Source organism: Pseudomonas sp. LBUM1658 (assembly GCF_059716055.1).
Genome location: NZ_CP166798.1, coordinates 5,847,185 through 5,859,354, shown reverse-complemented (window position 1 = coordinate 5,859,354; position 12,170 = coordinate 5,847,185). Strand labels below are relative to the sequence as shown.

At 59.1% G+C, this 12,170-nt stretch carries 10 protein-coding genes; 5 read left to right on the top strand and 5 right to left on the bottom strand.

Features of this window, described 5'->3' with window-relative positions:
- Positions 1 to 77: 77 nt before the first annotated feature.
- Complete coding sequence (locus ACA064_RS27085) at positions 78 to 1,652, top strand: methyl-accepting chemotaxis protein (protein WP_497670870.1); 1,575 nt, start codon at positions 78 to 80, stop codon at positions 1,650 to 1,652.
- 73 nt (positions 1,653 to 1,725) lie between these two features.
- Here ACA064_RS27085 and ACA064_RS27080 read toward each other — a convergent pair whose 3' ends face one another.
- From ACA064_RS27080 to norR, 5 genes are all read right to left on the bottom strand, one after another.
- Positions 1,726 to 2,475 (bottom strand): YkgJ family cysteine cluster protein, encoded by a 750-nt coding sequence (locus ACA064_RS27080; RefSeq protein ID WP_497670869.1) that lies wholly within the window; start codon positions 2,473 to 2,475, stop codon positions 1,726 to 1,728.
- 93 nt (positions 2,476 to 2,568) lie between these two features.
- Positions 2,569 to 2,895, bottom strand: coding sequence for a hypothetical protein (locus ACA064_RS27075; RefSeq protein WP_497670868.1), 327 nt, complete (start codon positions 2,893 to 2,895; stop codon positions 2,569 to 2,571).
- Between the two features lie 184 nt (positions 2,896 to 3,079).
- Positions 3,080 to 3,562, bottom strand: a complete 483-nt coding sequence (locus tag ACA064_RS27070; RefSeq protein WP_497670867.1) for a GNAT family N-acetyltransferase — start codon at positions 3,560 to 3,562, stop codon at positions 3,080 to 3,082.
- A gap of 3 nt (positions 3,563 to 3,565) precedes the next feature.
- Positions 3,566 to 4,468, bottom strand: a complete 903-nt coding sequence (locus ACA064_RS27065; protein ID WP_497670866.1) for a chemotaxis protein CheV — start codon at positions 4,466 to 4,468, stop codon at positions 3,566 to 3,568.
- Positions 4,469 to 4,741: 273 nt separating this feature from the next.
- Positions 4,742 to 6,298 carry a nitric oxide reductase transcriptional regulator NorR gene (gene norR, locus ACA064_RS27060; RefSeq protein ID WP_497670865.1) on the bottom strand — a complete coding sequence of 519 codons (1,557 nt, stop codon included), beginning with the start codon at positions 6,296 to 6,298 and terminating at the stop codon, positions 4,742 to 4,744.
- A 155-nt stretch (positions 6,299 to 6,453) separates the two neighbouring features.
- On the opposite strand from norR, the gene hmpA reads away from it, so the two are divergent.
- The 4 genes from hmpA (at position 6,454) to cyoB (ending at position 12,168) form a co-directional block, all read left to right on the top strand.
- Entirely contained in the window at positions 6,454 to 7,632 is a 1,179-nt protein-coding gene (hmpA, locus tag ACA064_RS27055) for an NO-inducible flavohemoprotein (protein WP_497670864.1), read from the top strand.
- Positions 7,633 to 7,874: 242 nt separating this feature from the next.
- Entirely contained in the window at positions 7,875 to 8,384 is a 510-nt protein-coding gene (locus tag ACA064_RS27050; RefSeq protein ID WP_497670863.1) for a disulfide bond formation protein B, read from the top strand.
- Positions 8,385 to 9,189: 805 nt separating this feature from the next.
- Positions 9,190 to 10,134, top strand: coding sequence for a ubiquinol oxidase subunit II (cyoA, locus tag ACA064_RS27045; RefSeq protein ID WP_497670862.1), 945 nt, complete (start codon positions 9,190 to 9,192; stop codon positions 10,132 to 10,134).
- A 3-nt stretch (positions 10,135 to 10,137) separates the two neighbouring features.
- Positions 10,138 to 12,168, top strand: coding sequence for a cytochrome o ubiquinol oxidase subunit I (cyoB, locus tag ACA064_RS27040; RefSeq protein ID WP_497670861.1), 2,031 nt, complete (start codon positions 10,138 to 10,140; stop codon positions 12,166 to 12,168).
- The last annotated feature ends 2 nt before the right edge of the window (positions 12,169 to 12,170 follow it).

Sequence of the window (12,170 nt, the reverse complement as noted above, 5' to 3'; positions counted from 1 at the left end):
GATCAGTATTTGTGGAATCAGTGCGCTTAGAGTCAGCAGTCCCTGCCGACTCTTTCAAAAACACGAGCGCGCTATCCATGAAGATCAATCTCCCGGTGACGGGGCGATGCCTGGACATTGCCCCTGATGCAAATATCCTATCGACCACCGATCTGACGAGCGCGATCACCTATGCCAACGCCGACTTCATTGCGGTCAGTGGCTATGGCAAGGACGAGTTGCTGGGTTCACCGCACAATCTGCTGCGCCACCCCGATATGCCTGCTGCAGCCTTTGCCCATATGTGGCGAACGCTCAAGAGCGGGCGTTCGTGGATGGGCATGGTGAAAAATCGCTGTAAAAACGGTGATCACTATTGGGTCAGCGCCTACGTCACCCCGGTGACCCGCGATGGGCAGGCGGTGGAGTATCAGTCGATCCGGACCAGACCCAGTGTCCGTCAGGTCGAAGAGGCGCAAAAACTCTATGGACAGCTGGGCAGTCCGGCTCCGTCGCTGTGGCCCGCGTTAGGGTTGAAGTTGAAACTCTGGGTCATGCTCAGTCTGGTCATGGCCTGTGCCTTGGGCGCGGCGGCCTGGCTGGCGCCTCATTCGCCGTGGTGGGCGCTATTGGCGCTGGTGTTGGGCAGCGGCTTGAGTGCGCTGGGTGTCAATCTGTTGCTGCGGCCGTTGGACCGTTTGACCGAGCGCGTCCGATTGATTGGGGATAACCCCTTGAGCCAGGCGATCTATACCGGTCGGCGCGATGAGTTCGGACAGGTCGAGTTCGCCTTGCAGATGCTTGAGGCGCAGGTTGGCGCAGTGGTTGGGCGCATTGGCGATGCTTCGCAACGCCTGGCCGGGCATGCGGCGCAACTGGTCGAGCATCTGCAAAACAGTCAAAACAGCACGCTTGCACAGCAGGCAGAAACCGATCAGGTGGCCGCAGCGATTCATCAAATGGCCGCCAGCGTGGCGCAAGTCGCCAGCCATGCTCAGCAAGCCTCCCGGGCCGCCGACCAGGCAGAAAGCGAAACCCGCGAAGGTCATCAGCTGGTCGGCGAGAGCCGCAACGCCGTGCTATTGCTGGCCGGCGAGCTTGCCCGCGCCACCGAGGTGATTCATCAACTGGAGAATCACAGCAGCGATATCTCCGGAGTCCTGGAGGTGATCCGCAGCATCGCCGAACAGACCAATCTGCTGGCGCTCAACGCCGCCATCGAAGCCGCTCGCGCGGGCGAGCAGGGGCGCGGATTCGCGGTAGTGGCCGACGAAGTGCGTGGCCTGGCCCAGCGCACCCAGCAGTCGACCAACGAAATCCAGCGGATGATCAGCACCCTGCAAAGCGGTGCGCGGGACGCGGTGGTGGTCATGCAGCAAAGCAGCCAGCATGCCGAAAACAGTGTCGAGCATACTCAGCGCGCGGCCACGGCCCTGGACGGCATCAGCCAGCGGGTCAGGCAGATTACCGAGATGAGCCTGCAGATCGCCGCAGCGGTGGAAGAGCAAAGCGCGGTGAGCGAAGACATCAACCGCAACATCATCAGCATCCGCACAGCCTGCGACGTGACGGTGAGTGCCGGCCAGCAGAGCCATATCAACTCCGGCGATGTGGCCGGGCTGGCGGGGGATCTGCAGTTATTGGCGCAGGAGTTCTGGCAGAAAAGGCATTGATCGGAGGAGTGATCGGCTCAAGTCATAGGTGGTTGGCAGTCAGTACAGCCAATGGAAATCTCGAGTGGGCTCCCTAGGCCGCCCGCAACGAGATAAACGCATAATTCACCGGCTCCGCCGTCACCAGTTGCGCCCCGGCCGCTTGCACCTGCTTGGCGATATCGTCCCCGGAAACATGGAACTGCCACTCGCCGGTCGAGCCCGCCAACACCTGACCTTCAAGCTGTTCAATGGCCAGGGCGAACGCCGACATATCCGGCAGGTAAGCGGTAAACCCGTCACCCTTGAGCGCTGTGGTGCGAATGCCCAGTCGTTCGCAGATGGCTTCCTTGGTCTGGATATCGTCCCGGTCAGCCTGGCGCGAACGCTGGATCAGATCGGCCAGTTGCCGGTCGACCAACTCGCCACCGACAATCAATTGCGGGCCTTTTTCCCAGGCTTCCGACGGGCATTCCTTGGCGGTTGGCTTGAGCGCGATGTGCGGATTGATTTCCATCGGGTAGATCCGGCACACCAAAGGCCGGCGTTCATAGATCCGGCAGAGGTTGTCTTCGTCAAGATTCCGGCAGGGACCTACGTTGTATGCCGCGAAGGTGATCGCTACATACGCCTCGGTCGCACCGCTGGGCACCACGCAGGAACGTCGCTCGGCATGTTCGCGCTGGACTACAGGCAGCCCCAGACCATTACCGAGAAAGCCTTCCACCAGCACGATCACGTTACCGCCGTCCGCCGCCCACTGCCGGGCTTCGGCGAGGGTCAGGGGCACATGGTGGTCGTGGCAGCACTTGCCGCATCCTACACAGGAAAAGGTTGTATTCATCGAGCGGCCGGCCGTCATTGATAGGTGTGAGCGGTGACGGGAATACCCACGCAATCACCATGAAGGCCTGTCTGGAAGCAAGTTATGCGCCAGTCACTGGGCCTTGACGGGAAGGGGGATCGAGTCCCACTCGGTGACATAGGCGGTTTTGGTTTTTTTGTTGTACAGGCACAGCTCGGTGCCTGGTTGACCCTTCATGTGCTTTTGCGGGTACTGGCCTTGCAGCAGTATCGCGCTGTAGCCCACCCGGTCATCGAACTGTGCGACCTTGCCGACCGGTTTGGCGTACTTGAGATGACTGGCCTTGTTACAGCTGGTGAGCACCGCCTTGTCGAAAGACGCCCAGGCTTCGAGGCTGGAGGCGTTGGCCTGGACGGCGAAAGTGGCCAGGCAAATGAGGGGCAGTGTGAGGGCTTTCATGGCGAGGCCTCCCAGGGGCGTCGTTTGGGCGAAGTGGGAAGTATGCCTGAGGATCTGCTGTGCGGTTGAGGCCGCCAAGATCGCAGCCTGCGGCAGCTCCTACAGGAAGTTGTGTCGATGCGCATATCGGTGGCCGGACTCGGTCGGTGTAGGAGCTGCCGCAGGCTGCGATCTTTTAGCGGCTTTACGCTGGGACGGGTTCCCTACGCACCAGTCGCATCCCGACACTTTCATAAAGGCGCTGCGCCCGCTGGTTATCTTCCAGCACCTTCAGATCGACATAACCTTCCCGGCGCTGCTGAAACACCGTAAACGCATGCAACAACAATGCTCGACCCAGACCCTGGCCCCTTGCCCGCGGATGCACCACCAGATCCTTGAGATAGGCACTGGTCCAGCATTGGGCAACGCCGACAAGCCCTTGAGCGTCCGAGGCGATAAAACATAGCGCAGGGTCATACTCGGCATCGGTTTCGAATTGTTCGAGCCAGATATCCAGCGCCGGCACATGCCCACCGCCGTGCTGAAAACCGAGTTCCATCAAGCTGTGAACCGCCTCGGCAAGCGCCGGACGGTACTCGATCAGGCTGATGCCGCTCGGCCAGATGACCGGTGGCAAAACCTCAGCAAGGTCGCGCCTCAGCAGCAGACAGTAGTCCCCGGCCACGGCTCAACTACCCTGAGCTGCGACGGCCTTGGCAGCCTCGATCAGACACTTGGTCAGTTCCGGTGAGGAGAACTTGGTCAGCACCGCGTTAGCCCCGGCCAGGCGGGCTTTTTCGCTGTTCATCGCGCTGTCCAGGGAGGTGTGCAGCAGCACGTAGAGGTGGGCGAAGTCCGGAGTCTCGCGCAGGGTGCGGGTGAAGGCGTAACCGTCCATCTCTGACATCTCGATGTCCGAGACAATCAAGTTGATCTGTTGAGCGGTGCCCTGCAGGTCCAGCAGGCAGTCGATGGCTTCCCTGGCGCTGCGCGCGGTGTGGCATTGCAGGCCGAGGTTGCGCAGGGTGTGCACCGATTGTTGCAGCGCTACCTGGCTGTCATCGACCACCAGAATCCGTGCATTGCCCAGCACCTCGGCGTCTTCCATGCTCAGTTCGGTCGGCGCCGTTTCGATTTGTGCCGGGGTGATGCCGTGGATGACTTTCTCGATATCCAGCACTTGCACCAGGGTACCGTCGACAGAGGTCACGCCAGTGATGTACGACTTGACCCCGCCGGCGCCGTAGGGTGGCGGACGGATATCGGTGGTCAGGCAATGCACGATCTTGCTCACGGCCTGAACGTGCAAACCTTGCTTGGAGCGACTGACGTCGGTGACGATCAGGCAGCCTCCGTCCGGGTCGACCAACGGCTTTTCACCAATCGCCCGGCTCAGATCGATCACCGACAGCGAGGCACCACGCAGGGTGGCGATGCCTTTGACGTGCGGGTGCGACTCCGGCAGCCGGGTCAGGGGCGGGCAGGGGATGATTTCACTGACTTTCAGCAGGTTGATCGCCATCAGCTTGCCACTGCGCAAGGTAAACAGCAGAAGCGAGAGTGAATCTGCGCGGGCTTTGGTTGAGGACATAAAAACCTTCTGTGGAAAAGGTGGTTCACGGTGGACGACACCGTGAACAGCTATCAATGACGGGTTATCGACTTGTTGGGGGCTGGCTTTAGGGTTATTGGCAGTCCGTTAGTCATACGCTGAACCTTGTGGCGAGGGAGCTTGCTCCCGCTGGACCGCGAAGCGATCCCAAAATCGGCTACCGCGCTTGTCCAGATAGAACTCCATCGCCGGTTTTACGACCGCTGCGCGGCCGAGCGGGAGCAAGCTCCCTCGCCACAGGGGGCCGTGTGATCACTTCATCCCCAACCGCTTGGCCATCCGTCCAAGATTGGCCCTGTCCAAGCCTAGCTCACGGGCGGCGCTTGCCCAGTTGTGCTGATGTCGCTCAAGGCAGGCAGTGATCAACTGGCGCTGGTAGTTCTCGGTGGCCTGGCGCAGGTCCCCGGCGACGTCGAGTATAAGCTCGGGAGCACCGGCAGACTCTGGTGCGGGTACACGCACCGTGACATTCGGCAAATCCAGATCCGCCGCACTGAGGCTGAGGATCTTCGGTCGTTCCTTGCAATTGCCCAGCGCCTTCAGCGAACTGCGGCCAATCAAATGTTCGAGTTCACGGACATTGCCCGGCCAGGCATAAGCCAGCAGCGCCGCCTGGGCATCACTGGTCAGGCGCAGGCTGTTGAGGCCCATGCGCGAGCGGTTCTGCTCCAGGAAGAATCCGCTGAGCAGCAGCACATCCCGACCGCGATCGCGCAGCGCCGGTACCAGCAGCGGATAAACGCTCAGACGATGGTAGAAGTCGGCCCGGTAGCGGCCGCTGCGCACTTCTTCGGCCAGATCGCGGTTGGTCGCGGCGATCAGGCGCACATCGACCTGATGCTCCTTGTCCGAGCCCAGGCGTTGTAACTGGCCGCTTTGTAGTACCCGCAGCAACTTGGCCTGCACCGTCAGGGATAACTCGCCGACCTCATCGAGAAACAGTGTGCCGCCGTTGGCCAGTTCGAACTTGCCGCGGCGGTCGTTCATCGCGCCGGTGAAGGCGCCGCGCACATGGCCGAACAGTTCGCTTTCCACCAGGGTCTCTGGCAGGGCGGCGCAGTTGAGGCTGATGATCGGTTTGTCGGCGCGTGCCGAGGCGGCATGAATCGCCTGGGCTACCAGTTCCTTGCCGACCCCGGTTTCACCGGTGATCAGCACCGTCAGATCGCTGCCGCCGACCAGCTTGATCTCTTCAATCAGGCGTTTGTGGGTTTTGCTTTGGCCGATCATTTCGCGGTTTTGCTGGCCGCTGGCCTGGCGGTAGACCTCGGCCCGTTGATGTTCGTCTTCGACTCGCAGAGACAGGCGCTCGATGCGCTCGGCGGCACTCACCGTCGCGGCAGCGAGACTGGCGAAGGCCTGCAAGGCGTCCAGTTCGACGGGTTCCCGACGCTGTGGGTCTAGCGCATCGAGGGTCAGCAGACCCCAGGGGCGTTCATCGATAAACAGCGGGCAACCCATGCAGTCGTGGACTTCCAGGTGTTCGTCGAGCCCCTCCACCAAACCGTCATAGGGATCGGGCAAGTTGCTGTCACTGGCGAAGCGGGTCGGTCCGGGGGTGCTGAGCAAAGCCGCGAAGCGCGGATGTTCGCTGACCTTGAAACGGCGCCCCAGGGTGTCCGGGCTAAGGCCATCCACCGCCAGGGGGACCAGCCATTCACCGTCAAGCCGCAGCAAAGCGGCGGCGTCGCAGGGCAGCAGCGCGCGCATGGCTTCGAGCAGGCGTCGATAGCGCTCACCCTCCGGCAATTCACGGGACAGGTCGGAGACCAGGGGGAGCAGGGTGGTGAGCAGTGATTTTGCAGTCATATTGACTCCATATAGTCCTGATGACTATAAGACATGCATGGTCGATATGACTATGACTTTATCAAGTCATTGATTTATATGGATTTAATTATTGGCACGAAAACTGATACATAAGGGGTAATCAGCTAGTTATCAAAAAAGCTCAGGAGTCACCTATGCTTAGCGTTCAAGACCGTGCCATCGTCAAATCGACCGTCCCGCTGCTGGAAAGTGGTGGTGAAGCGTTGATCACTCACTTCTATCGCATGATGCTTTCCGAATACCCTGAAGTGCGCCCACTGTTCAACCAGGCCCACCAGAGCAGCGGCGATCAGCCGCGGGCACTGGCCAACGGCGTGTTGATGTATGCGCGACATATCGACCAGCTGGACCAGCTTGGCGATCTGGTGGCGAAAATCATCAACAAGCACGTTGCCCTGCAAATTCTTCCTGAACACTACCCGATCGTCGGCAACTGTCTGTTGCGGGCCATCTCTGAAGTACTCGGCAGCGAAATTGCCACCCCGGAAGTCATGAGTGCCTGGGGCGCGGCCTATAACCAGTTGGCCGAGATCCTGATCGGTGCCGAAACCGCGATCTACGACCAGAAGGCCCAAGCACCGGGCGGCTGGCGCGGTGAGCGGGCATTCAAATTGGTCGCGCGGGTCGAGGAGAGTTCGGAAATTACCTCCTTCTATTTTGAACCGGCGGACAAAGGCCCGATCCTCGTGGCGGAACCTGGCCAGTACATCGGTATGAAGCTTGTGCTTGAGGGTGAAGAAATTCGTCGTAACTATTCGTTGTCGGCACTGGCAGATGCCGGTCAGTACCGCATCAGCGTCAAGCGGGAAGACGGTGGCCGTGCCTCGAACTTCCTGCACGACCAGCTGCATGTCGGCGCGAGCATCATGCTGTTTCCACCGGCCGGCGAGTTCACCCTGACTGCCAGCGAAAAACCGCTGGTGCTGATCAGCGGCGGAGTGGGCATCACGCCGACCTTGCCAATGCTGGAAGCGGCACTGGCGAGCAAGCGCCCGGTGCACTTCATTCACTGCGCGCGCAACGGTGGCGTTCACGCCTTCCGCGATTGGGTCGATGGCCTGGCCGAGCGTCACCCGCAACTCAAGCGCTTTTACTGCTACGCCGAAGATGACGGCGTGAGCCCGGCAGCGGACCAGGTTGGGCTGTTGAGCGAGGAGCAGCTTGCCGATTGGCTGCCGGAAGAGCGCGATCTTGATGCCTACTTCCTGGGTCCCAAAGGCTTCATGGGCGCGGTCAAGCGTCACCTCAAGGCGTTGGGTGTGCCGGAGAAGCAAAGCCGTTACGAATTCTTCGGCCCGGCGGCGGCCTTGTAGGAGCGAGCAAGCTCGCTCCTACATGGGTACTGCGTCGTACACAGATTTTGTGTCTGGACGCGGTCAAATAATGTGGGAGCGGGCTTGCTCGCGATGGCGTCATCCGCCTCGACACACACCTCCCCGTTAATCCCCCGTTAATGCCCCTGCCGTTAATTCCCTCCTGTTAAACCACCACACTGCCGTCGCGCGGTAAACTAGCTTATCGATGACTACTACCACTTCAGCAAAGGGATACGGGGATGATTGACGAAACACTGCGTTTGGGACGCGAGCGACGATTCCTGATCTTGCTCGGCCTGATCTGCCTGGCGCTGATCGGCGGGGCGCTGTACATGCAGGTGGCATTGGGCGAGGCACCTTGCCCGCTGTGTATCCTGCAGCGCTATGCCCTGTTGCTGATCGCGATTTTCGCTTTTATTGGTGCGGCAATGCGCAGCCAACGCAGCATTACCGTGCTCGAAGGGCTGGTGGTGCTCAGTGCCATCGCCGGTGCCGCGGTCGCCGGGCATCACGTGTATACCCAGTTCTACCCGACGGTCAGTTGCGGGATCGATGTACTGCAGCCCATCGTCGATAGCCTGCCGCTGGCCTCGGTCTTCCCGCTGGGCTTTCAGGTCGACGGTTTCTGCTCGACGCCTTACCCGCCGGTGCTTGGCCTGTCCCTGGCGCAGTGGGCGCTGGTGGCCTTTGTACTGACCATCGTGTTGGTGCCGTTGGGTGTTTCCCGCAATCGCAGGAGTATCCGTTAAGCCCCTCATCGGTGAGTGACGTTGAAACGCCCCGGTCCTCCTTGCGAGTGCCGGGGCGTTTTGCATTTCAGGGATCTGGAAAAAGAACATGATTTGGCGCAAGAAAATGCGCCGCACATGTGCGACACGTTGTCACACGCAGGGTGTGGCAAAACATTTCCAGGTCTTGAGTTCAGGCATCAGGATTGAGCTGATCGGCTGCGCAACACAGTCGATTTTCCAATAGTCGCAAAGTCCCATCATGCAGATCTAACAGATTCCGCTGAATTACTGCAGGCCTTGTTTCAATTGGCCTTGGGACAGATCAAGAAACCTTCGGCGAGAAAAAAACTGTCTGAAATGAGCAGCTTAGACCTACATTCTTCGAGGTTATTATTGAGAATGCAAATCGATACGTTCTTTCGATGACGCAATAATCGTTAACCATTGTTGCTGGATCCGATATTAATTATTTCGAGATGAGACATGGTTTATCAAACAGTACATATCTACAATCGCCCGCACTGAATTTCCGACGCTGCTCATCCCTGAGCATACGAGTGCGGTCGAGGGGCGATTTGCTTGCTCCATGGGACCCCAGGTGTCGGCACCTTCCAGCTTTCCGCACCAAATGGAATTGGTCTGTAAAAAGGCCTTTGACCCAGAATTCGAATAAGACTCACCGCTAGCCCGGGATTTGTCGATCAGCGCTTAGCGCTTCGGGCAGGCCCTTATTCAATCCAAGAAAAATGCCAACCCTTGGCAGGGTGAAGTGTTGGCGATCAAAACCCAACTGCATTGCGCAAGCTGCTTTAGAGGTCGTGAGATGAGTAAAAACAGGTACCCCAGATTCCTAGGCTTATTGCCGCTGCTCGGCACGTTGTTGCTGAGTGGTTGCAACATGACCTTGCTCGATCCCAAGGGCCAGGTCGGCCTGGACGAGCGAAACCTGATCATCACCGCAACGCTGCTAATGCTGTTGGTCGTCGTGCCGGTCATCTTCATGACCTTCCTGTTCGCCTGGAAATACCGCGCTTCCAACAAGGACGCCGTCTACACACCGAAGTGGTCGCACTCCACCAAGATCGAAATCGCGATCTGGACCATTCCGGTGCTGATCATCATTGCCCTGGGCTACATCACTTACGAGTCGACCCACGCGCTGGACCCGTATCGTCCGCTGGAGTCCGACGTCAAGCCGATCACCATCGAGGTGGTCGCCATGGACTGGAAGTGGCTGTTCATCTACCCGGAACAAGGCATCGCCACCGTCAACAAGATCGTGTTCCCGGCTAACACGCCGATCAACTTCAAGGTCACTTCCGACACCGTGATGAACTCGTTCTTCATCCCGGGCCTGGGCGGCCAGATCTACGCCATGGCGGGCATGCAGACCAAGCTGCACCTGATTGCCAACCAGAACGCTGAACTCGACGGTATCTCCGCCAACTACAGCGGCGCGGGTTTCACCGGCATGAAGTTCAAAGCAATCGCCACGTCTCAGGCGGATTTCGATGCCTGGGTCAGTGATGTCAAGAAGGCACCTAAACAGCTTGAAAAAGCTGAATACGAAGCCCTTTCCAAACCAAGCCAGAACAACCCTGTCGAGCTCTACTCCTCGTTCACGCCAAACCTGTTCCAGACCATCGTCGACAAGTACGAAGGCATGAAACCGGGCAAGCCGATGCACCACGAGAAGAAAGACAAAGAAGTGGCCCATATGGAAGGGATGGACATGAGTTCGCATTCAGCTGCCGGGGCAGAGGAGTAATCGATGTTAGGTAAATTAAGTTGGGAAGCGGTTCCGTTCCACGAGCCGATCGTGATGGTGACCATTGCCATGATCGCGCTCGGCGGTCTGGCGGTATTCGCTGCAATCACCTACTTCAAGAAGTGGACCTATCTGTGGACCGAGTGGCTGACCTCGGTCGACCACAAGAAAATCGGTGTGATGTACATAGTCGTCGCCATGATCATGCTGCTGCGTGGTTTTGCCGACGCCATCATGATGCGTACCCAGTTGGCCATGGCCACCGAAGGTTCGCCTGGCTACCTGCCGCCTGAACACTATGACCAGATTTTCACCGCTCACGGTGTGATCATGATCATCTTCATGGCGATGCCCTTCTTCACCGGCCTGATGAACCTTGCAGTGCCGCTGCAGATCGGCGCGCGTGACGTGGCCTACCCGTTCCTGAACTCCTTGAGCTTCTGGTTGCTGGTGTCCGGCGTGGTGCTGATCAACCTGTCCCTGGGCGTTGGCGAATTCGCCAAGACCGGCTGGGTTGCCTATCCGCCGCTGTCGGGGCTGCAATACAGTCCGGGCGTCGGGATGGATTACTACATCTGGGCGCTACAGCTATCCGGGCTAGGTACGACGCTGACGGGGGTCAACTTCCTGGCCACCGTGCTGAAAATGCGTACCCCGGGCATGAAGCTGATGGACATGCCGATCTTCACCTGGACCTGCACCTGGGCCAACGTCCTGATCGTCGCTTCGTTCCCGATCCTGACTGCTACCCTGGCTTTGCTGACGCTTGACCGTTACATGGATTTCCACATTTTCACCAATGAACTTGGTGGCAATCCAATGATGTACGTCAACCTGTTCTGGGCCTGGGGTCACCCCGAGGTATACATCCTGATTCTGCCGGCGTTCGGGATCTTCTCCGAAGTCATCTCGACCTTCTCCGGCAAGAAACTGTTCGGCCACCACTCGATGATCTACGCCAGCGGCGCGATCTCGATCCTCGGCTTCATGGTCTGGCTGCACCACTTCTTCACCATGGGTTCGGGTGCCAGCGTCAACGCCTTCTTCGGTCTGGCGACGATGCTGATTTCGATCCCGACGGGGGTGAAGCTATTCAACTGGCTGTTCACCATCTACCAGGGTCGTCTGCGTTTCACCAGCCAGGTTCTATGGACCCTGGGCTTCATGGTGACCTTCGCCATCGGCGGCATGACCGGCGTACTGCTGGCCATCCCGGGTGCCGACTTCGTCCTGCACAACAGCCTGTTCGTGATCGCGCACTTCCACAACGTGATCATCGGCGGCGCGGTATTCGGTTACATCGCCGGCTTCAGCTTCTACTTCCCTAAAGCGTTCGGCTTCAAGCTGCACGAAGGATGGGGCAAGGCAGCGTTCTGGTTCTGGATCACCGGCTTCTTCGTTGCGTTCATGCCGCTCTATGTACTGGGCTTCATGGGCATGACCCGTCGTCTGAACAGCTCCACCAACCCTGAGTGGGTGCCTTACCTGTACGTTGCGTTGTTCGGTGCGGTCATGATCGCCGTCGGTATCGCCTGCCAGCTGATCCAGCTCTACGTCAGCGTGCGTGATCGCAAGCTGCCACAGAACGCGTGCGAACACGGCGACCCGTGGAATGCCCACACGCTGGAATGGTCGACCTCGTCGCCACCACCGTTCTACAACTTTGCCGTGCTGCCGAAAGCCGACGGCATCGACCCGTTCACCGAGGCCAAGGAAAACGGTACTGCGTACAAGGCGCCAAACCGTTACGAACCGATCCACATGCCAAACAACACCGCGACTGGTGTGGTCATGGGCGCTCTGTTGACGGTGTTCGGTTTCGCGATGATCTGGCACATCTGGTGGTTGGCCATCTTCGGTCTGGTCGGCACTGTTGTGTACTTCGTGATCCACGCTGCTCGTGATGACCAGGGCTACATGGTGCCGGTTGAAACAATCGAACGCATCGAAGCCGAGCAGCACAAGCGTCTGGTAGCGGCCAAAGCAATTCCGGCCACCGCCACCCGTGTTGAAACCTCGTTGGAACAGGCTTAAAC

Excerpts from the sequence above, each read along its gene's own strand:
- ACA064_RS27075 (WP_497670868.1), bottom strand. The coding sequence starts at position 2,895 with ATGAAAGCCCTCACACTGCCCCTCATTTGCCTGGCCACTTTCGCCGTC.
- cyoA (WP_497670862.1), top strand. The coding sequence starts at position 9,190 with ATGAGTAAAAACAGGTACCCCAGATTCCTAGGCTTATTGCCGCTGCTC.
- ACA064_RS27080 (WP_497670869.1), bottom strand. The coding sequence starts at position 2,475 with ATGAATACAACCTTTTCCTGTGTAGGATGCGGCAAGTGCTGCCACGAC.
- norR (WP_497670865.1), bottom strand. The coding sequence starts at position 6,298 with ATGACTGCAAAATCACTGCTCACCACCCTGCTCCCCCTGGTCTCCGAC.
- ACA064_RS27065 (WP_497670866.1), bottom strand. The coding sequence starts at position 4,468 with ATGTCCTCAACCAAAGCCCGCGCAGATTCACTCTCGCTTCTGCTGTTT.
- ACA064_RS27050 (WP_497670863.1), top strand. The coding sequence starts at position 7,875 with ATGATTGACGAAACACTGCGTTTGGGACGCGAGCGACGATTCCTGATC.
- hmpA (WP_497670864.1), top strand. The coding sequence starts at position 6,454 with ATGCTTAGCGTTCAAGACCGTGCCATCGTCAAATCGACCGTCCCGCTG.
- ACA064_RS27085 (WP_497670870.1), top strand. The coding sequence starts at position 78 with ATGAAGATCAATCTCCCGGTGACGGGGCGATGCCTGGACATTGCCCCT.
- cyoB (WP_497670861.1), top strand. The coding sequence starts at position 10,138 with ATGTTAGGTAAATTAAGTTGGGAAGCGGTTCCGTTCCACGAGCCGATC.